16 protein-coding genes are annotated in these 22,199 nt (G+C 42.9%); 14 read left to right on the forward strand and 2 right to left on the reverse strand.

Features of this window, described 5'->3' with window-relative positions; all coding sequences use genetic code 11:
• Positions 1-13 precede the first annotated feature (13 nt).
• From J8N69_RS13510 to J8N69_RS13575, 14 genes are all read left to right on the forward strand, one after another.
• Positions 14-1,645, forward strand: a complete 1,632-nt coding sequence (locus J8N69_RS13510; RefSeq protein ID WP_168823183.1) for a type I restriction-modification system subunit M — start codon at positions 14-16, stop codon at positions 1,643-1,645.
• A complete protein-coding gene (locus J8N69_RS13515; RefSeq protein ID WP_168823185.1) occupies positions 1,645-2,697 on the forward strand; it encodes a PDDEXK nuclease domain-containing protein in 1,053 nt (350 codons plus the stop codon). Before J8N69_RS13510 ends, J8N69_RS13515 begins: the two co-directional genes overlap by 1 nt.
• A complete protein-coding gene (locus J8N69_RS13520; RefSeq protein WP_168823187.1) occupies positions 2,694-3,893 on the forward strand; it encodes a restriction endonuclease subunit S in 1,200 nt (399 codons plus the stop codon). The genes J8N69_RS13515 and J8N69_RS13520 overlap by 4 nt, the downstream gene beginning before the upstream one ends.
• Before the next feature lie 2 nt (positions 3,894-3,895).
• Complete coding sequence (locus J8N69_RS13525) at positions 3,896-4,300, forward strand: hypothetical protein (RefSeq protein ID WP_168823189.1); 405 nt, start codon at positions 3,896-3,898, stop codon at positions 4,298-4,300.
• 101 nt (positions 4,301-4,401) lie between these two features.
• On the forward strand, positions 4,402-5,394 hold the full coding sequence (locus tag J8N69_RS13530) for a 5'-nucleotidase (protein ID WP_168823191.1): 993 nt from the start codon (positions 4,402-4,404) through the stop codon (positions 5,392-5,394).
• A 130-nt stretch (positions 5,395-5,524) separates the two neighbouring features.
• The gene (locus tag J8N69_RS13535) at positions 5,525-5,989 is read left to right on the forward strand and encodes a hypothetical protein (RefSeq protein WP_168823194.1); all 465 of its coding nucleotides are present in this window, start codon (positions 5,525-5,527) and stop codon (positions 5,987-5,989) included.
• Positions 5,990-6,001: 12 nt separating this feature from the next.
• On the forward strand, positions 6,002-9,256 hold the full coding sequence (locus J8N69_RS13540; protein ID WP_168823195.1) for an STY4851/ECs_5259 family protein: 3,255 nt from the start codon (positions 6,002-6,004) through the stop codon (positions 9,254-9,256).
• 3 nt (positions 9,257-9,259) lie between these two features.
• A complete protein-coding gene (locus J8N69_RS13545; protein ID WP_168823198.1) occupies positions 9,260-15,550 on the forward strand; it encodes a DEAD/DEAH box helicase in 6,291 nt (2,096 codons plus the stop codon).
• An 80-nt stretch (positions 15,551-15,630) separates the two neighbouring features.
• Positions 15,631-16,080, forward strand: a complete 450-nt coding sequence (locus tag J8N69_RS13550; protein WP_211084877.1) for a DUF5655 domain-containing protein — start codon at positions 15,631-15,633, stop codon at positions 16,078-16,080.
• 420 nt (positions 16,081-16,500) lie between these two features.
• Positions 16,501-16,755, forward strand: coding sequence for a type II toxin-antitoxin system Phd/YefM family antitoxin (locus J8N69_RS13555; protein WP_168823199.1), 255 nt, complete (start codon positions 16,501-16,503; stop codon positions 16,753-16,755).
• Entirely contained in the window at positions 16,752-17,006 is a 255-nt protein-coding gene (locus tag J8N69_RS13560; protein ID WP_168823201.1) for a Txe/YoeB family addiction module toxin, read from the forward strand. Before J8N69_RS13555 ends, J8N69_RS13560 begins: the two co-directional genes overlap by 4 nt.
• Positions 17,007-17,448: 442 nt before the next feature.
• Entirely contained in the window at positions 17,449-18,114 is a 666-nt protein-coding gene (locus tag J8N69_RS13565; RefSeq protein ID WP_168823203.1) for a hypothetical protein, read from the forward strand.
• Between the two features lie 344 nt (positions 18,115-18,458).
• Positions 18,459-18,878 (forward strand): tetratricopeptide repeat protein, encoded by a 420-nt coding sequence (locus J8N69_RS13570; protein WP_168823204.1) that lies wholly within the window; start codon positions 18,459-18,461, stop codon positions 18,876-18,878.
• Positions 18,879-18,891: 13 nt separating this feature from the next.
• A complete protein-coding gene (locus tag J8N69_RS13575) occupies positions 18,892-19,476 on the forward strand; it encodes a 3'-5' exonuclease (protein WP_168823206.1) in 585 nt (194 codons plus the stop codon).
• Between the two features lie 49 nt (positions 19,477-19,525).
• On the opposite strand, the gene J8N69_RS13580 is transcribed toward J8N69_RS13575, so the two are convergent.
• Both J8N69_RS13580 and J8N69_RS13585 read right to left on the reverse strand, forming a co-directional pair.
• The gene (locus tag J8N69_RS13580) at positions 19,526-21,388 is read right to left on the reverse strand and encodes a tetratricopeptide repeat-containing diguanylate cyclase (RefSeq protein ID WP_168823208.1); all 1,863 of its coding nucleotides are present in this window, start codon (positions 21,386-21,388) and stop codon (positions 19,526-19,528) included.
• A 215-nt stretch (positions 21,389-21,603) separates the two neighbouring features.
• Positions 21,604-22,125 carry a hypothetical protein gene (locus J8N69_RS13585; protein WP_168823210.1) on the reverse strand — a complete coding sequence of 174 codons (522 nt, stop codon included), beginning with the start codon at positions 22,123-22,125 and terminating at the stop codon, positions 21,604-21,606.
• Positions 22,126-22,199: the final 74 nt, after the last annotated feature.

A 22,199-nucleotide genomic window follows, 5' to 3' on the forward strand; every position in this document is an offset into this window, starting at 1 on the left:
CAAGAGAGACCTTATGTTAACTGGACCAATCCGTAACGACATCGACAAGCTATGGGAAAAATTCTGGACAGGGGGCATCACCAACCCTTTGACCGTGATTGAACAAATCAGCTACCTGATGTTTGCTCGTATGCTCGATATGCAAGAAGAAGCGGAAGAACGCAAAGCCAACCGTACCGGCAAAGCCTTCGTCCGTCTTTTTCCGGATACCAAAGAAGGTCAATTACTACGTTGGAAAAACTTCAAAAACTTATCGGGCAAAGAACTGCACAAACACCTGAAAAACGAAGTGTATCCGTATTTCTCCAAATTAGGCGAAGTGGCCGACATAGACCAAGCTGAAGAGAATACCCCGGTAAAAGCCATGGGCCACATCAGTGACTACATGGAAGATGCCGATCTTGAAATCAAAAACGAATCTGTGCTGGTGGCCGCATTGGAAATGGTCGATTCCCTACCGCTGAACCAAAGCGATGTAAAAGGCGACATCTACGAATATTTACTAAGTAAGCTGACCACCGCCGGCATCAACGGCCAGTTCCGTACCCCGCGTCACATCATTGACGCTATGATTGAAATTATCGATCCGCAACCATGGGACACCATTTGTGATCCGTCATGTGGTACCGCCGGATTCTTAGCGCGCACCATGGAATACCTTAATCGTAAACACACTAGCCCAGACGCCATCTGGCAGGACGAAGAGGGCAACCAACACTACCCTGGTGACCTACTGGAAAACTACCGCGAACACATCAGTGACGACATGTTCTGGGGCTTCGACTTCGACACCACCATGTTGCGTGTGTCCAGCATGAACATGATGCTACACGGGGTAAACGGCTCTAACGTGCTGTACCAAGACACCTTGAACAAATCCATCCGAGAGAACTTCCCCCAGCAGGAAGAAAACTTCTTTGACGTGATTCTAGCGAACCCGCCTTTTAAAGGCAGCCTAGACGAAACCAACACCAACCCCGAACTGCTAAGCATGGTCAAAACCAAAAAGACCGAGCTGCTGTTCGTCGCGCACATTTTACGCTCGCTCAAATTGGGTGGCCGTGCCGCCGTCATCGTGCCCGATGGCGTGTTATTTGGTTCATCTAATGCTCACCAGCAGCTACGCAAAGAGTTAATTGAGAACAACCAACTGGAAGGCATCATCAGCCTACCCAGTGGCGTATTCAAACCCTACGCTGGCGTCAGCACAGCCATCTTACTCTTCACCAAAGGCGGCACCACCGAGCGGGTTTGGTTCTACGATTTACAAGCCGATGGCTATTCATTGGATGATAAAAGGGCACCCAAAAAAGAAAATGATCTTCCCGACGCCATCGCCCAGTGGAAAGCCTACCGTCAGTTGGTACTCGACAACGCACCAGTAGAGAAAATCCTAGAGCAGTTTGGCAACAAAACCCAAAAAGCTGATGTGCAGGGAAGCACGAATGCCGCGAGCGCAGGAGCGGCCTTCGTCGTCGACGTTGCCGACATCGCCAGCAACAAATACGACCTCTCCATCAACCGCTATAAAGAAGTCGTATACGAAGAAGAAGTCTATGAAGACCCAAAAGTCATCCTCGGCAAACTCATGGCCCTAGAAAACGACATCATGGCAGACCTAAAAGAATTGGAGGGGATGCTGTAATGGCTGAGCTTAGTCATAGCGAATACCAACAATGGCTTGGTTCACTTAAACAAAATTTTCGCCAGCGCCAGCTAAAAGCCGCCGTCGCCGTCAATACTCAGCTTATTGAGTTTTACTGGCACTTGGGAAGCGAGATTGTTGAAAAACAACAGCGTAGTCAATGGGGCGATGGTTTTCTTGATAAGCTCAGCCGAGACTTATCCCTTGAATTTCCAGATGTAAAAGGGTTTTCACTGCGTAACCTGAAGTACATCCGTCAGTGGGTGAGCTTTTGGAATCAAGATGTACTAATTGGGCAACAGGCTGTTGCCCAATTAGTACAAATCCCTTGGGGTCACAATTTGCTGCTGATCAGTAAATGCCGTTCCACCGAAGAAGCACTATTCTATGTGGTTCAAACTCTACAACACGGCTGGAGTCGTGCGGTACTGACACACAAAATGGAAAGCCAACTTTGGCAACGCAAAGGCAACGCCGTCAGTAACTTTGATCAAACCTTACCACTCGTGCAATCAGACTTAGCACAACAAAGCTTAAAAGACCCCTATGTGTTCGACTTCTTAGCCCTAACCGAAGACTACAACGAACGGGAACTAGAAAATTCCCTTGTTAAACACATCACCGATTTCTTGCTAGAACTCGGCGCAGGCTTTGCCTACGTGGGCAAACAAGTCCCCGTGGTCGTGGGTGACAAAGACTTCTATATAGACCTACTGTTTTACCATGTGCGCCTGCATTGCTACGTGGTCATCGAACTTAAAACCGGCGACTTTAAACCCGAGTACGCCGGCAAGCTAAATTTCTACATCAACGCCGTTGATGGAGAGATCAAAACCGAACAAGATCTCCCCACAATCGGCCTGCTACTGTGCCGTGGCAAAGATAAACTCATTGCTGAATACGCCCTAAAAGGCATCGACACCCCCATGGGCATCTCAGAATACCAACTGACCCAAGCCCTACCAACTGAACTACAAGACAAACTCCCCAGCATCGAACAAATCGAACGCGAACTCGCGCGAGAATTTGACAAAGGGGAGAGCAAACAATGAGCGACATCATGCAAGCGGAAATGAAAAAGAAAGCGCAGAAATGGCCGATGGTTTCTATAAAGAGTGTTTCTACCGTTGTTACAGGCAAAACCCCTTCTAAGAAAGAAGCTGATAATTTTGGTGGTGACATCCCATTCGTTACTCCAGTAGAGCTTGGTAAAGAGCCATACGTTTACTCATCTTCACAAACGATAACCAAAAAAGGGGCAAAAGCGATTAAGTTAGTCCCCAAAAATTCAGTGCTAGTCTGTTGTATTGGCTCGTTAGGTAAAACCGCGATAGCAGGATGTGAAGTCGGCACTAATCAGCAAATTAACTCCGTTATTTTTGATGAAAGCAAAGTATTTCCTAAATACGGCTATTACGCTTTAAATCGGCTTAAATCTTTGATGGTGTCCTTAGCACCATCTACAACAGTTGCGATTATAAATAAGAGTAACTTTGAAGCTTTAGAAATCCCACTTCCACTATTAGAAGAACAAAAACGCATCGCCGCCATCCTCGACAAAGCCGATGCCATCCGCCGCAAACGCCAGCAAGCCATAAAACTCGCCGACGACTTCCTGCGTTCTGTGTTTTTGGACATGTTTGGTGATCCGGTTACTAATCCGAAGGGGTGGGAAGTTACTCTACTAGGAAATGTAGTTGAAAGTCAATTGGGTAAAATGCTCTCCCAGAAAGCAAAAGTAGGTAATTCGCCTAAAAAATATCTGCGGAATGCAAATGTCAGATGGCGTCGATTTGATCTACATAATTTACTAAAAATGGATTTTGATTCGAGGGAAATGAAAAAATTTAAGCTGAAAAATGGTGACATTTTAGTATGCGAGGGTGGTGATGTAGGACGTTGCAGTATCTGGAGGGATAATGTATCCGACTGTTATTATCAAAAAGCTTTGCACAGGATTCGCCCTGATCTTAAAGTGTTAACGCCAGAGTATGTTCAGGAATACTTTTACTGGATGTCTAATCGTGGTGGTCTGTCTGATTCGGTATCCGAGGTGACCTTTTCACATTTGACAGCTGAAAAACTAAAGGAGCTAAGAATACCTATACCGCCTGTTGCACTTCAAAACAAATTTTCTGTTCTTTATAAGAGTTTTGAATTACTTGTCTCTAAAAATGAATTGGCTCTTCAAATAGTTGACGAAAAATTCAACTCTATAAGCCAGAAAACCTTTTCAGATGAGCTGTAGCTTTGCCAAAAGTTGATCATATTAGACTGTATTTGCAGTGTGCCCGCAATTACTTCGAAGATCTAGCAAAGCAACAGGAAACTATCTTTTTGAGCGTTTCCCAAAAAATTTCTACGGCGAGTCATACCCTTGGTTGTTTTCTTATCAGCCAAGGCTATGAAAAAGTTTGTTATGCAGCAGGTGAGCGGACAGTAAGCGAACAATACCAGACCCACGCATGGCTGGAGTGGAATGGCTGGATCATCGACATCACCGCTGACCAATTTGCTGATGGGCCAAGCGCAGTGTTTATGGAGCGGGGAAGCGAATTTCATCGCTCGTTTACAAGAGACTACGAGAGTGAGCCGGAGATATCGAGCTGTATCGCAGCGCAGAACCAGAAGTTTTTGCGTTATATGGAGTCTTGATTTTTGAGAGTTTTCGCTAAAGCGGTGGAACCAGTTAGGTTTGAAACGGAAGCCTTTTTAAACAAAAGGCTCAATGAATTTATTGGGTTAAGGAGAATCTAGTGGCATTTGATTTAAGTAATACATTGGTAGTGGGTATTTCTGCTACGGCGCTTTTTGATATGAGCGAGTCAGATCGAATATTTACTGAGGCTCGCAATGCAGATCCCACTACAGCGGTAGAAGTCTATCAAAAGTACATGTTGGAGCGTGAAGATGAAACTCTAGCACCAGGTACTGGTTACCATTTAGTAAAAGCGCTATTAGCGTTAAATGAGCATAAGCAAAAAGGAGATACATCGCCTTTGGTTGAAGTGGTTGTTATGTCCCGTAATAGTCCTGATACTGGCTTGCGAGTGCTGCAGACCATTAGACATGACAAGTTAAACATTACTCGATCAGCCTTTACTGCTGGGGAATCTGTACCAGATTACTTGGATGCGTTTGATGTAGATTTATTCCTAACCACCAATGTAGAAGATGCTCAAAAAGTTATCGACTCACGCCAATGTGCTGCCGCTATTTTAAGGGAACCACCTAAAGACGCGCCAAAAATTCCAGGAGGGCAGGTTCGTATTGCCTTTGATGGAGATGCTGTACTTTTTTCAGACGAGAGTGAGTTAGTTTATAAAACTCAGGGAATGGAAGCTTTTCATGCACAGGAGGATGCAAAGCAAGATATTCCAATGGAAGAAGGGCCTTACGCTAGTCTTCTGAAAAAACTATCAAAATTGCAAGACCGTTTACCTATTCGAGTTGAATCATCTCCCGTTAGAATCGCCATTGTGACTGCCAGAAATAGCCCTTCAGAAATGCGCGTTATTAAAACCCTTCGCGCGTGGGGCGTTTACGTTGACGAAGCATTTTTTCTCGGTGGCGTTGGTAAAGGTAAGGTGTTGAAAGCCTTTAATCCGCATATCTTTTTTGATGATCAAGACATTCATTTAGACGCCGCTTCACAGTTGGTTCCTTCTGCGAAAGTACCGTATCTAAGCTCTTCAAAATTGAGCGAAAAAGGTAATGAAACGAAGGGCAAGAAAAAGAGCAGGTCATAATAAGTTTTATAAAAAATAAAATAAATTATGCTAATTGAGTTGTGTTATTTTTTAAGTGTATGAATTTAAAGAATAAAATATTTGGCACGATCTTCGCTATATACATATTAAATAATATTAGGAGATATGTATGAAGAAAATGTGTTCATTTGTGCTTGTTTTTGCAGCCATCATTCTATTTCTTGGTTTTGCTGTTATAGAATTTTATCCAAGTCTTGAGGAGGCGTCTTACTTCGCGACTACATTTGGTGTTGGAGCGAGTCTGTTTTCTGGTGCCGCGTTGGGTTTAGCAATTTATTCCTTCGTTTTACAGCAAAAGCAGAATGATCAATTTGAGCAAGTAACTTTGAAGTCATTAAACGGTCAAGTTGAAGCACTAGGTCTTTTGAAAAAGGCCATAGATGAGCAAGCGTCAACAGCAAAAGTAACCGCGCTCAATACGTTAATCATGATGGACGAGCGACGAGTACAAGACCTAAAAGAATGGGGTAAAAATGTTGGCGACATCAATAAATACGCGGGTGGAATAAACAAAGCGAAAGCTCGAATTGAAGAAAATAGAGTAAAAATAGAATTAATTAATGATTCAATATAAGGATAAATCGATATGGATGTCACTGCACACATCCCTCATTTAAGCGCTTACTGGTTAAAAACTATGCTGCATAAACGTGGTTTGGAAAAACCGACTTTTAAGCCATTGTTTACGTATCAGCTCACAGATAATGAGTACCAAGAACTCAAGACAGTTCTTAAGCGGCAATCAGCCAGTGGTGAACGAATAAAAAATCAACAGTGGTGTGCTGTTTTTTGTTTATTCTGCTCGGAGTGGTATCGACGTGAATATCAGGCGGGTTGGTCATGGGATGGTATTTGGGAAGCTTTGGATTATAAAGTAGAGGCAAATCAACGACCAAGCTTGATTGAAAAAGGCTTTGTATATTGGGGGCGACGAATTAATCGTTATGAAAGTGAGCGTAATGATTATTTAGGCTCTATTTTCAGTGAAGGTGGTCTCCCTTTTGGTTTGCTTGCCAGTGAAGGGAGCCGTTTTCAGCAGCTATTCAAAAAGCTTTTGGGTGAGTTCGATAAAGCAAAATCGTTTGGCGTGTCACCCATTCCTCTTATCCAAAAGCAATTAGAGCGAATGCCCGATGCATTCAAACAGGACACTACTGTATTGTTGCTTAATGAGATGGTAGAGCGTCTATATGGTTTTATCGATCACTATGAGCTTGACACCCAATCTGATCCAGTAATGCACTTGGATCATTCGTTACCGTTATGGCGTAATAGCTTCCCGATTCCACTAGATGACTCAACGGGCAATGAGTTTTTAGCTGGCCTATTAAAATCTGCTGCGTCGCAACGTAGAGAAACCAAAAAACAGCAGAGGCGGCTAACGCTTACTCAATGGCTTTCGAACTCAGATGAACTGGGTTTTTCAGCGAAAGTTGTGTGCGATAAGCAGGTTCAGATATCGACTGGCCGAAAGGCGTTTTCACACCCAAATGCAGAACTATTGATTTACGAAGGTAAGCAGCAACTTAAAAGCATGGGCCGTGTCCGCTTAGAATGTTCTGAGAACCACACAACACTGCATTTGCGAGCAACAAGTCTTCAGCTATCGAGGAAGCGCTGGGAAGCGCCTTTAAGTCTAGTCGTTATGCAAGATGGTACTATTCGTTATCAAGAGCTGATTCCTAGTTCCGCCATTTTATTATCTGATATGCCTGTTGTGCTTGAGCAAGTTGACGAGGTAAAACAGATAGTAGGGCAGGGTAGTTTTAGTAAGAAAACCCCAAACCTTTGTGTGGTTGCGCCTAGCTATTTTGAAATGTCTAACTCAAATAATTCTGCTGTGATTTTAGATCACACAGAGTTCGACGGAGCATTCCAATATATACGATTTTCTGGTGACCTGACGCTTAACTCGAATATTGAAGGGGAGTCAGATCAGTATAATATTTCTACTAAGATAGATGCTTTTTCTCAAGAGCTTCTTGAGATTGAAGGCCCTGAGCTAGAGTTTGAGACAGTCCAAGGGTATCCAGTTTATAAAGGGCTCCCTAAGCTGAAGTGTTTATACCCAGATGCAAAGCTTTATATAGGTGATCATGAACAAGGTAAATGGGATCGTATTGCCAGCATGTATGGTCGACAGGTTTTACGTGTAAAAGTGGGTGATAAGACGCTCTACAGAAGAAAAATTGCGATTTTACCTGACTGCTTAGAAATTAAAATCCAGCCAGGAAACTCTCCGCGAAGAGGATCATTGTTGCTTAATTGTGAGAAAAAGCTGAACTCCAGAGTTACCTCTGATATCACAAGCAAAGTGCTCAAGACTGAAACGGGTAAACGTTTTGATTTGTCCGTTGATGAGACACCTCCTCCTCACTTGGAGCTTGAAATTAGAGCGAATTTATTAGCCGAACCAATTGCATTAAAAGTACCTTTCCCTGCCCGTGGTGCACTGTTATTTGATGGTGGTGGGAAGCTGTTAGGTCGTCGTATAACGGTAGAAGATTTACTAGGTGCTCGCGCTTTACTATTTTCAGAGCCTAATAAAGGCATCACTAAATTCGATATTGAGCTTAGAGCACCCACGCGCTCAATGGATAGAGTGTCCGTTAACTATAGTTACACCGTGCGCGAGTGTTTCAGTGAAATCAACCTGTATGAATTCAGAGATAAAATCAAAGAGTTGCTGGCGACTTCTGATGGATTGGATGAAACCGTTCGAATGGTTGTGAGTAGTCCAAGCTGTGACTCTATACAGTTTCAAATAGGGCGCTATACGACCAGCCCTCGAAAAGAGGGTTTCATGCTGTCGTTTGATGAGCGGGAAGTTATTGATTTTGGCGATTTGCATGTTGAGCTTATTAATTTAGAAAACCCAGAAGAAAAACCAATAAAACTTCATCAAAGGACTTCTGGTGAGGCTCCAATAGGTAAATTCGAGCTACCTTTGTTAGTTAGTTCGCCAAAACTTGCCGTACCGGCGAAGTCATCAAAAATACCTTTTAGGTCTGTATTCATAGCCGCCAACCATTCTAGCTTGAATGTTGGCAAAGCTAAGACGCTCAATAAAGCGGTTTCAGAGTTTCATCCAGTAACAAATCCGAATGCTTTTTTACCAATTTTTGAGGATATGGTCGTTAATTTTTCGCATTCAGGCTGGTTGTATCTTGATGCATTATTTGAAAATTATGCTTATTTACCCATGCAAACTTTTGAGGTGTGGAAGTCTTTATCACATCATCCTGAGTGTCTTGTGTGCTATCTATTTGTCAGTAAGCACAAAACAGAAGAGCTCATGCAGCGATTTCAAACAGAGTTTAATATTGTATGGGAATTGATTCTCCTGCAAATGTGGCATAGTGCAATATCACGCTATCGAGTATCAATGGCAGAAGAGGCCTACCCTGAAGAGTTAATCAATATTTTTGCTTCGCGAAAAAAAGATGAGCTAGTCAACTTTTTAGGGCTATCTGGGATGTTTACGCTAAGTGTGGCTTACGGTGCCATGTACCCAGCAATTGCCAACAGTTGGCGAGAAGAGTTACTTCGCTCTAACGCTGAAAATGATAATTGGCCAACACATTATTCTTATGCACTTAACCAGTGGGTTTTACAGAATAACTCGGAGTTAATGTGTTTTGACATCCCGCATCAGTTTCAGACTTCTGTGATGCTATTTCCAATTGTGGCAGCGGCGGTTGTTTCAAACCTGACTACTTGGCGTGAGGTATTGGGTGTTCCTGACGTAAATAATTTATTACTAAGACAGATCATGGATTTTGATCATGACTGGTTTAATTCTGTTTTCCAATGTTGTTTATCTATTTTTGCTACGGAGTAAATCATGGAAGGGTATTTTTCAACACTTAAAAAACAAGCTAATTCACGTGCAAAAGAAGCGACATTGAGTGTCCTAGGTATTAATAAACCTAATCTGCGTAACCATTTAAATGATTTATTTGAAAACGATGAGCCTTTTATCCATGGGCCTGTGTTTGAACAAATGTTTGGTTGGGAACCACATACCGCGAAAATCTGTGATCTTACAAATACGCTATCATCAAGAGTCATTGATGCGTTAGACCACGATAATAACGGACGCTATGCCTTTAAAAAAGACTGGTCACCATTCAAACACCAATATCAGGCATGGAAAGACTTGCTTGATGATCAGCCAAAGTCACGGATCATTACCAGTGGTACTGGTTCAGGTAAGACGGAATGTTTTATGGTGCCAGTACTTGAAGATTTGTATCGCGAATCAGTGCAATCGGGGCAAGCCCTCACAGGTGTCAGAGCAATTTTCCTTTATCCGCTCAATGCGTTGATAAACTCGCAACGAGAGCGTTTGAATGCCTGGACTAAGCATTTTGAAGGCGATATTAGGTTTTGTCTTTACAACGGTAAAACGCCGGAAAAACTTAAAAGTAAAGATCGACAAAAGCAAACGGCAAATCCGCAAGATGTGATGAGTCGTAAAGGGATGCGAGAAGACCCAGCGCCAATATTAGTGACAAACGGCACTATGCTTGAATATATGCTGATCCGCCAGGCGGATGCGCCCATCATTGAGCAATCCAAAGGTAAGTTACGCTGGATTGTGCTTGATGAAGCGCACACCTATATCGGCTCACAAGCTGCCGAGCTCGCGTTACAGTTGCGTCGTGTGATGCAAGCTTTTGATGTTAAAGCAGAAGATATACGTTTTGTAGCAACATCCGCCACCATCGCAGGAAAAGACGCAGAAGAGAGTTTAAAGCGTTACTTAGCTAATCTTGCAAATATTTCGGTTGATCAGGTTGCGGTGATTGGCGGCAAACGAGTGGTTCCAAAGTTAACCGAAGTCGATGCTGTTAGTCGTATTATAGATGAAATTGAATCTATTGAACCGGAAGGTCAAAAACCATTAAAGCCAAAAGAAGAACAAAAAGAAGATGTATCTTCCGAACGTTTCAGAGCACTAGAAGAGTCACGAATTGCGGTCGCTCTTCGCAGTGCTCTAACAACTGAAGGTGCGGGGCCAAAGTCAATTGATGACTTGGTATCTGATCTATCAACTTTCAAGCTAAAAGAAAGCGAGATTTATCGCTGGCTTGATCTCTGTACAAACACAAGGCAATCCCCCAAATCCGAAGCTTTTCTTAAAGTTCGATCTCATTACTTTCAACGTACTTTAAGTGGGCTTTGGTCTTGTGTGAATCCAAATTGTACTCATAAGCAGCAGTCAAAATTACAGCAAGATTGGCCTTATGGTTATGTTTACACAAAGCAGCGTCCATACTGTGAATGTGGTTCACCTGTCTTAGAGATTGCATTCTGTAATGAATGTAGTGAACCACATTTGTTGGGCACTATTGACACGCATAACAGCAAGTTAATGCCTTGGATTGACCGCTCTCATGATGAGTTTACTTTAACGGAAGGTGATTCGGATGATGAAGAAGAGGGTGATAACCTAGATAGTTCAGAAGATAGTGCGGACGAACAAAGTCAAACGTCAAAACCTTCTGGTCTTGTTGTTATTGGGGCCAGTTGCTCAGAGGAAAGCCATTATTATCTGAGATCATTTTCAAAAGATGGAACAGAATCTTTTGATGAAGGTGATTTTTCTTTGGCGTTTAGAGACGAGTTAGAAAAAACAGTGTGCTCAGATTGTGGACATACAGGACGAGGGATTCACGGCCAAGCACTAAGGCGTTGTATGTTGGGTGCCCCGTTTTACTCCACAAACGCTGTTCCAACCATATTAGAGTATTGTCCAGACTTTGAGCCAGAGGATGATGCAGAAGTAAAGCGAACACCTGCCGAACTTCCTGCTCGTGGCCGTCGACTGATTACTTTCACTGATAGTCGACAAGGCACTGCCAAAATGTCAGTGAGTATGCAGCAAGAAGCGGAACGCTCTTTGTTACGTGGCATTATGGTTCGCGAATTAAAACAACATATCGAAGAAAAAGTAGATGCTGATCCCGAGCTTCTAGAGCGTGTCAAAGACTTCATTTCCATGTCACCTGAAAAGATAAAGAGTCTTTTGAAATTTATTGAAATGGAAAGCCCTAATGAAGCGAAAGACCTCAAAGCGTATCTCTCTTTATTGAGTGAAGCAAAGAAACAGTCACCTATGTCTGTTACATGGAATGATTTGATTCGCGAGCTTAAAATGGATCAAAATATTTCCCATTCAATGACTTGGGAAAATCGGTACTTAGATCCGGATGCATTTGATAAAAATGACGCAACCAAACTGTCTGAAATGATTTTAACGCGGGAGATCGTCCGTCGCCCTAAATACCGAAACAATGTGGAAACTCAGGGATTAGTTCGTATTGTATATCCTGGTATTGAGGCAATTACTTCTGTACCAGAAAAATGGATAGAGAGTAGCCATACACTTAAAGATTGGAAAGATTTTCTAATCGTCTGCATGAACTTTCATGTTCGAGAGAATTCATTTGTTCAAATAAATGATGACTGGTCTAAGTGGATTGGAATGCGTTTCTTCTCTAAGTCATTAATCAGTCCAGAGTCAAAAGATGATCAAGGAAATAGAGTAAAACCTTGGCCACAAGTGAGGCCAAAAGCCAAACAGCAATCTCGACTTATTTCTTTGTTGGCTAAAGCTAGCAAGTTAGACCCTACGGAAGCAAGATCAGAAGACACAATTAATACTTGGCTAAAAGCGGCCTGGGATTGCTTGGTTAGTGGTCATTCAAAATCGCTTAGTGAGCTATCTGGCAAGCAGTATCAGCTAAAACTAGAAACAGTCAGCTTCGCCTTATTGACGAAAGCCTACGTTTGTCCAATCACAAATAAGTTAATAGATACTGTTTTTAAAGGTATTACTCCATACATACCTTGGAATAAAGACCCTGAGAAATACCTATGTAAGCAGGTCGATTTGCCCAGTATCTGGGAGCTTGATACATCTACTGATAACAGTCGTTATATCTCAGTTATTCGAGAAAATGTAACTGCTAACGAGGCTATCAGTCAGCTACGGCAGCAGAATTTATGGACGGATATCAATGATCGCGTTGTTGAAGGTGGATTTTATTATACGTCTGCAGAGCATTCTGCTCAACAATCAGCAGAGAAGCTTGAGAGGTATGAAGAACGATTCAAGCAAGGACAAAAAAACGTCTTAAACTGCTCAACTACAATGGAGATGGGGGTAGATATTGGTGGTATTTCAGCTGTTGTGATGAATAACGTTCCGCCACACCCTGCTAATTATCTTCAACGGGCTGGCCGTGCAGGGCGCTCTAAAGAGGCACGGGCTATTGGTTTTACGATATGTAAAAATAACCCACATGATCAGTATGTGTTTAACAAGCCAAAATGGCCTTTTGAAACAGTTATTCCAGCCCCACATGTAGCCTTTAGTTCTGCAAAAATAGTTCAACGTCATATTAATGCGTTTTTACTAGGGATATTTTTACGAAATATCATTGGCGAAACAGTAAAAGAAAAGTTTTTCTTAAATTTAGAGTGGTTCTATACAACTGGAGCTTCAGAACGTGCTCCTTGTGCACGCTTTGTAAACTGGCTTGAGGGGAATTCGCTTCAGCTAGAAAAAGAAATTAAAACGCTTACATCACAGACTAAGTTGGAAAATTCAAGTGTAGAAGGCTTAGTCAGAACAACAGTACAAACGATCGAACTTCTAAACGAGAGGTGGTTGAAAGAATATCAATACATTCAAGCTGAGTTTGGTTCAGCGGATAAAGAAAGTGCCTATGCTTATAAACTTAATGGTGATTTAAATCGCCTGTGTAATGAGTATTTGCTTCGTGATCTTGCTTGTCGCGGTTTTCTTCCTGGTTATGGCTTCCCTACAGATGTAGTTAATTTGAATGTGGGGAATCTTGAAGATTATATCCGTGAGAAGGAAAATAAAAACACAAGGCAAGATGACCGTGAAGACAATGTTTCGATCAATAGAGGTTTACCAAGCCGAAATCTCGCAGTAGCTATTCGTGAATATGCACCAGGGACAGAAATCGTTCTTGATGGTCGTGTGCACAAAACCGCTGGTATATCATTAGGTTGGCAGAAAGCTCATGTAGAGGGGCTTAAAGAAACACAAAAGTTTGATGTTGCGTGGCACTGCTCAAATTGTGGACAGACTGGATATGAGCCGGACCTTAGTCAACAAAACAATATAATGTGCAGTAATCCTGCTTGTACCAAACCCATCAAATTAAAAGATCAACGTAGGGTGATTCAACCGATAGGATTTGTAGCAGATTTCTATCAGCCCCCAAGCAATAACGTATCGCAAACGGCTTTCATCCCCGTTCAGAACCCATGGGTTATGGGTAAGGGCGATAAAATATCCTTGCCTAATCCTGAACTAGGTCACATGGTTGTTGATACATCAGGACATGTTTTCTATCACAGTTCAGGTTTACATGGTAAGGGTTATGCTCTTTGTCTTGGTTGTGGGCGTGCCGAATCCATGACGGCCACTGAAGAGAAGCCCAAGGCGATGTCACTTGATAAACCGCATAGGCCACCGATGCCAAATAAATTCCAACGTGATGAAAACGGTAAGCCGGAGTGTGGTGCAACTGGTAAAATAATGGAAAGTATCCATCTTGGTTTTAACACCACTACTGATGTCTTTGAGTTAGTGCTTCGCAACCCAGTAACAGCAGAATATCTAAATGATAAAAATATTGCAGTGACAATCGCTGTCGCTCTTAGAGAGGCATTAGTCGATAACCTTGGTATTTCATCTAACGAAGTTGGTTATGGCACCAGACCTTCAGTTGTAGGACAAGGCAGTAAAGCGCAAGTCATTCAGTTATTTGATACGGTGAGTGGTGGAGCAGGATTCGCGATCTCTGCTGCCGCTTTAATAGATAGTCTTCTTCGAAAAATGATGGTAATCCTTAATTGTAAGGATAATTGTGACCGTTACTGTCACTCTTGTTTGTTGGAGTCTGACTCTCGCCATGACATCGACCGGCTAGATCGTAAGTTAGCATTGTCTTGGCTCGGAGGAGCTGACTTCGCTAATTATATTGATTTGCCAGAAAAATACCGCAATATATTTGGTTCTGAATGCACTAAATATAACCCAATGTCGATCAAAGAAAAATTTGTCGAGCTACAACGTGACAAGCCAACGCTGGTTAAATTTATTCTTTCTAGCAATGTTGATGATTGGGATACCTCGTTAGGGTATTTAACGCATTTCTATGGCTTACTTCAGCAAGGAATGAGCATCGAAGTAGTTGTTCCTAATATGAAATGGGAGAATGAGGTAAGAGATTTTTTAGCTAAGCTTTCAGCTATGGAGAATGTGTCACTTATTGAGGCTAATGTGGTCATCCCAGCAGTGATACAAGTATGTTACGAGCATTCTTGTGAGACGATAGGGTGTCTAGACGATCTATCAAGAACTTTAGGGGATAACTGGTTGTCTTCTTCAGATATTTCAGTCACGACGGATGCTATATCTGAAATAACCGGTAAGATACTGTCTTTTTCGGAACCTCTGACTGTTCAGGGTGCGGTGGATATTCCAATAAAGAACGAGCTAAACGGCCCACTAAAAAGGTTTGGCAACAGACTTATAGAATTACTGGGTAAAAAAGATGCCAGACTTATTAGCTTATTAGAGAACGATAAATTAATCGCGCTTAACTATACTGACCGATATCTACAAAGCCCGTCGAGTCTTTTGATGTTAGGTGAGCTTCTAGGCTCGTTTTCTAATCAAGATAACCATGTTTCAGTGACTACTTGCTTTGATGAGAAAGGTAATAACCCTGGTTATGCGATTCATCATGACTGGATATACGAAGATGACTATGAGGTGATCTTTCAAGCATGGATAAAACGAATCTGCGGACCTAATACGTCTATCCAATTTGCCAAAAAGTCAGACATACCTCATCGTCGTAGTTTAGATTTAGAATTTGGATCTGGGGCTACTGCGCAAATTATTTTTGATCAGGGAGTAGGCTATTGGCGATTAAAAGTAGAACGTGCAATTCATAACTTCGATTTTCGTAGAAGTATACCAGATCAGATAACTAGACTTGGAAACACAAGAGAGGCAGCGACAGTTTCTCACAGCGATTATTGTGATTGGAATACATTTATTACTGTGAACGTGCAGCCATAGGGCTATTCAGCTCACAGCTTCTATTGAGCTGTGAGCTGAATCAGACTTCAGAGGAGTAAAAGTTAGAAACGACCACGGGGTTGTCGTCGCTTACTGTGGCGACGAATCATTATGGTAAGAACCCTGTTATGGTCGAGGCGGGTAGAAAGGCGGCGTTGTCGCGTGCTACGGGCGTGTATACTTTTGATGAACATTTAGAGGGGAAAACCGACGACATACGTGAGCTAACATCAGCGATTCGTGAGTTTATCCTTGGCTTAGACGAGTCCATTGAGGAAGTGCCGAAAAAGTATTACGTGGCCTACAAAGTCTCGCAAAATATCGTCTGCATGGAAGTCAAAGGTCGCAACGTTAAGCTATTTTTGAAGCTTAAACCGTCTGATATACCAGCACAAACAGCCTATTATCGTGATGTGACATCAATAGGACATTACGGTACGGGCGATGTGGAATTTACTCTTGCCTCAGAGGCGGATTTTGAGCCAGTGAAAGCATTCATTCAAATGGCGTATAACAAGGTGGGCGGGTAGAGATCGGTACTGAGCAATACTCCCACAAACCTAGTCTCGAGAATCTATAACAGCATGCTTCAAATTTGTCGCAGAAGCTTTTTGTTTGTTGGTAGATGGCATAGTGTTTTGGTGCAATTCTTGGAATCGCGCCAGCTTAAACGAGTTGCTTGGCACAATTTTGGCGGTTTTTTATTTAAAAGATGTTTAACTGAAATCCAGTGGGGGCGGATCACCACCTTTTATGAAGACTAAGTTAATGAAAAAACGTTATCGTGATGTCACATCAATAAGGCCATTAGGGTGCGGGCAGTGTGGCGTTTAGCATTGCGTCGGAAACGGAGTTTGAGCCAGTGAAAGCGTTTATTTTATCTCCCACTAATATTGCGTACAAGTATTTGTACAAGTACAATTATGGGTACTTATTTTAAGGAGCCTACTATGGATACGTTAAGCTATTCAGCCTTCAGAACAAACTTGGCAAAAACGCTGGACAAGGTAAACGATGATCACAAACCTGTGATTATCACTCGCCAAGGTGGAAAACCAGCGGTATTGATAAGCTTGGAGGACTTTCAAGCTTATGAAGAAACAGCCTACCTTATGGCAAGCCCGAAAAATGCATCTCGTTTAAATGAGGCTATTGCTGAAGTCAACGCTGGAAAAACACAGGTAAGGGAATTGATTGAGGAATGATTTTATCTTGGGCAGAGAGCGCATGGAGTGATTATCTTTATTGGCAACAAAAAGATAAAAAAACACTGAAACGAATCAATACGCTAATCAAAGATATTACTCGCCAACCTTTTGAAGGATTAGGCGACCCTGAACCTTTAAAACACAACTGGTCAGGTTACTGGTCAAGGCGAATCGATAGAGAGCATCGCTTAGTTTATAGCGTTGAGGGAGACACACTTTACATTGTTCAATGTCGATATCATTACTGAAATACAACGTCTCGCAAAATATCGTCTGTATGGAAGTGAAAGGTCGCAGCGTGAAGCTGTTTTTGAAGCTTAACCCGTCTGATATGCCAGCGGGTACACACCATTGTCCTGCTGTGACAGCAATAGGCCATTAGGGTACGGGCAGTGTGGCGTTTAGCATGGCGTCGGAAGCGGACTTTGAGCCAGTGATTAACAATAGCCTCACTTTCTACTGAATGAGTAAATACCGAGTACTGCGTCCACCAGATTCAGATCTAACCAAACAACCTTGTTCAAAATCCCCATCGAGCATGCGATTCAAGATTTTAACCCGCTCTGATGTCGTCAGTTTTTTTGTAACAAGGGGTTGGGGTTATCCAAAAGCCTGCTTTGATTGTCGTATTTTCTTCGTGGTTTTTGTTATCCTCTTATTTTAAATGGATGTCTATTTATAGGATTTGAGATGGCTTACCGTATCACGCTTAGTGTTTTTTTATTGCTGTTTAGTCGAGTGTTATTTGCTGAGGTGATTACCTTCCCAAAAATTGATGACGCTGTCTTCACGCGTCTTAGCCAAGATGAAACACCCTTACTGACAAGAGACAAACTGAAAGAAGTCAGTGATGCAAATCTGCATACGGCGTCTGGTATTTCGTCATATATTCAACTGGTTACTGGCGAGAAAGTAAAAGCACCTTATTTGGTGATCGCTTTCACTAAGCAAGATTATATCGACAATATTGCCAGCTTAGATAAGTGGTTATTACAGAATATTGATAAGTCTAATCGGGCTAGAATGGTGTCACAGAGGCAAAAAGACCCAGTGCGGATTATGATATCTAATATTGTGATGACGGGTAAACAGGGCTCTTGTGACGCACTTCCTATAACGGAGACTCTGTATGTTGGAGATGTCCATAAATTTGACGTGAGCTGCGAATTGAATCGAAAAAGAGATAACGTATTGCACTCCAGTTTTGTATTAAGTTACGCATCGAATTACTCATTTCGTACGATCGGGCGTCAATTACCGTCTATTGATATTTTTGCGAGCGAGCCGAGCGCTTTTTCGCATACCTTTGAGACGGATATTTCCACTAAGGTTAAAATCACTTACAAGCCGTTATGACTTACAAAAAGTTTTAGGGTCAGATGAAAATAGCCTATTGGTTATGCTGGTTTATTTAACTTCTAATGCACGGCGATTTTCGCCGTGCATATTTGAACCTGTAAACTATTGATCTGGGTTTACGGTTGCCTCAGAAGCGAATCTTGAATTGGAGAAGACATTCGTTCAAGTGGTGTATAGCAGAATAGGTGGTTAGTAGGTTCAATGATCGGTATCGCCGGTTTGGTCTTTTTCGTCAGTTAGCGTTGTTTGTTAAAGAAGGTGCTGAAAAGCTGTCATAAATTCTCTATTAAAATTACCATATCGCCTACTGCATACTTGAATGCCCAAAAATAGAGCAAAATATGAATACCAAAATATACAAAGAAGTGCTTTTTTTAGCCAAAGAATTAATGACCTGTGCGAACAAAAAAGACCAAGCGGGCTTTGATGATTATTATCAAGAATTGCAACAACTCTGTGAAGATAACGAGGGGACCGACAAGGATCATCCCGTGCAGTGGGAAACGCTTGGTGACTTCACTGACGATTTAGAGCGGGCTATTGCTGTCTATGATAAGGCTTTGCAAAAAGCCGCAGCGATCAATTCAAAAGACTATCTGTCTTCTATTGGCTTTTCTGCCGCGCAATTGAAAATAGAACTTGGCGATAATGCCGGCGCTATTGAGTATCTGGAGCAGGCTAAAATACACAGTAATAAGATCATCGATAAAGAGCTTAAAGCTGAGATTCATGACTTATTAACGGCACTGAAAGACGCTTAGAAAGAGACAAAAAATGGAACGTCCTAGCAAGGAACAAATCAGCGAGCTGCCCTTATACATTGGCCTTGACCTTTGTGACATTCACATCGTTGAAAACGAGCTCGATGCTGCCCAAGCCATAAAAATACTGCAAAACGAAACTTGCCTTGGGTTCGACACCGAGAGTAAGCCGATGTTCCAAAAAGGCCAAATTAGCCCTGGGCCGTCGCTTATTCAGCTGGCGACCGAAACAAAGGCGTTTCTTTTTCCAATTCGATTTGCGCCAGCGGTTGCGGCGGCTAAAGCCATATTAACCAATCCAGAGATCAAAAAAATCGGCTTCGGCATCAAGGGCGATAACAAAGAGCTGCGTAACAAACTGAATATCGACATCGTCAACACCCAAGATTTATCGATGACCTTGAAACGCCTTGTCGGAGAGAAAAACAGCATTGGTGCCCGTGCGGCCGTTGCTATGATACTGCATAAACGCCTTGGCAAAGGGGCTCAACGGTCCAACTGGGGCGCGTACCCATTGAAAGAAAACCAGATTCTGTATGCCGCCAATGATGCACATTCTGCTCTTTGTGTTGAGAAAGCTTTGGTTAAGGTTTTCTAGGCCTGCTTTACCGCGATAATCGGTACTTATCCTAGTTCAAGCGAAGCCGCTAACGTTGGCGGTTGATGCGCTGTCTATTGGTTTCTTTCATGGTGTACATGCGTTGGTCGGCGAGTGATATCCAGTCGTGGTCTGTGGTGATTTCATTTCGTGTGGCCATGCCATAGCTGGCGTCGATTTTGGTGAAGCCTGCTTGTTGGGTTTGTTTTACGGCGTCTTGCATCCATTGGTCTACCATGCTGACTGGCATGGTGTGGTTGAGTAAAATAGCAAATTCGTCGCCTCCAATTCTAAACAATTCCGCTGGTGCTTGCGCCAATATCTGTTGCATTTGTTGGGCGTAGTGTTTGATCAGTTCATCGCCTTTTTGATGGCCAAAGTGGTCGTTGTAATATTTTAAACCATCGATGTCGGCAATAATCAATAGAGTATGAGTCGGTTTGTCGAGCGCTTGTAAGAAGGCGTGGCGGTTGCCCAGTTTGGTCAGTTGATCTTCGTTGGCCATTTTGTGCAATTGATGGCTCTTGCGACGCAGTTGCAGCAGCATGACGAGAATGGCGGTGGCGATGATGGTTAGAATCAAGGCGGCCCACATCAATACTCGGGTTCGTAGTTGTGCTCGGCTTTCGTTGGCTATTGCAAGTGCCAGTTGTGCTTCTGATAGGGCTTGTTGCTGTGACAGCCGTTGGTTTTCTTGTTGGAATTCTAAGCTGGCAATTTCTATCTGGTTAATGCGCTGATGCTCGTCGACGTAGGCGTTATGGAAGCGATGATAATAGTCGAGGGCGCTTTGATATTGACCCAGCTGCGTGAGCACGTCGACGTAGTCTAAATAGGCTCGTGGCGGGTTGCCTTGACGAATGCCAGAAGGGGAATCGATGGCGTCTTTTAAGAGTTCTTGCGCTTCGGACATGTTGCCAAAGTGAGCTTGTAAAAAGCCCAGTTGGCGTGTGGCGTCTTTTAAGTAATCTTTATTGCCTAGTTCTTGAGCGAGCGCGTAAGTGTCTTGGGCGAGGGTAAGGGCGGCGTCAAATTGCTGCAAGTCTCGTAATACGTCGATGTGGACTAAAGAGAAATACAAAAAATAGTCGCGCCTAGGGTCTACAGGATTGGCTAAGTAACTAGAAATTACCTTCATTGCGTCGTGAGGCCGCTGTTGACGTTCTAATGCGGATGCCAAGATAGCGTGCAGATAGCTGATGGCGTCAACGCGCCCTGGCGGAATAATGTCGAGGGCTTTAAGGGAGAATTGCTCGGCTCGTTCGAAATTTTTGGCGTGTAAGAAGGCTTCCCCCAATAGAATATTAATGACAAAAATAGAGGGGTGATTTTCGTCTATGTCTCTAAACCAAGCTTCGGCTTGATAAAAGTAGGGTAAGGCTTCGGCCACGCGTTTTTGACGTACTAAAAGCTGGCCGTAAATATGGTAAAGGTTGGCTTGTGTGACCTTGCTGTCGTTGGTTGTGGGTGTCCAAGCCTTAATTGCGTCGAGCTCTTGTTCTAGCATGTCCCGAGCCAGAGAAAATTCAGTGAAAAACATGAGGTCGTAGCTGGTGATCATTATCCATCGAAAGCGCACCGCTTGTTGCATGATTTTAGCGGTGTCACTGGTGAGGTATTTTGCTGCTTTTTGCGTGGCGTTTAACTGTTTAGTTTGACGTAATAGTAAACTGGTTTGGGCGCTTATCGCGGTGTAGTCGGCCTCTGATAAGGCGTCAGTGTTGGCGATAAAAGTGGTTAAAGAGTCGCTGACTAAAGACTCGTCACCTGACTGGACTGCTGCGCTAATCTGTTCAAGCGAGGGGCGTGTCTCTTCAGCGTGCGCGACAGGCATTAAAAGGAAAATACAAAGAAAAAACACACAGCGCCAATGGGAGATAGGGCGCGATGCTTTGTTTCCAGCTGAATACATTAATGTCGCCTGAATGCCGTTCTAAATTAGATAACGTTAATCTAATCGCTTTATTCACTCCCTGTCAAAAGCTAAAACACCTAAATTGTTTAAAAGACAGGCTTTTTAAGGTTTAGCAAACGCTTGAAAACAGACGCTCAAAGCCCTTCCTCGTTTAGGTTTGTTATTTTTAAGGGCGCATTCGGTCGTCACAAACAGTCAATCATCGTAAACAATTAAACATCACAAACGGCTTTGAGCAGTGGATCGTTACTTTCAAGTGGGTGCCATTTGGCAGACGATTCCTCTGCGAAGTTTGATGATGCACTGAAAGATTGAGTGAAGTCGGCTCTGGCTTTTTGTACGCAATCAACGATTTGTGGCACGCGTTTGGCCATGTGGCGACGTTCAAAGAAATACAAGTCGACTAGCACGAGGTTTGGGTCGATTTTGTTTTTTGCTGAGTTGGCTACGTCTGCGGCAATAAAACGCATGGTTTGAGGGAATACATAGCTCCAAGGACGCCATGGCGCTTCTTCTTGCACGGCTTTTACCACGACAACGCCTTCTGGTAGTAAGCCTGCTTGGTGATCGTACCAGTCATACTCACCTTGAATTTGAAAACCAAGCATCGCCATACCTGCAAACACTGGAACCAGCCATTTTGGCGCGGTTTGTTTGGTCAATTTTCTTAACAACAGCGCAATACCTGCACCGCCAATACCGGCAAAAACAGTCGCAATGAGTTCCCAAAACATAGGTTTTCTCTTTTTTGATTTTTGTGGATTTTTATTATAAGGAAGTTGGGCCTCACAAAGAAGCGAGGCCCAAC

The sequence above is a fragment of the Marinomonas profundi genome (assembly GCF_020694005.1).
GTDB lineage: Bacteria > Pseudomonadota > Gammaproteobacteria > Pseudomonadales > Marinomonadaceae > Marinomonas > Marinomonas profundi.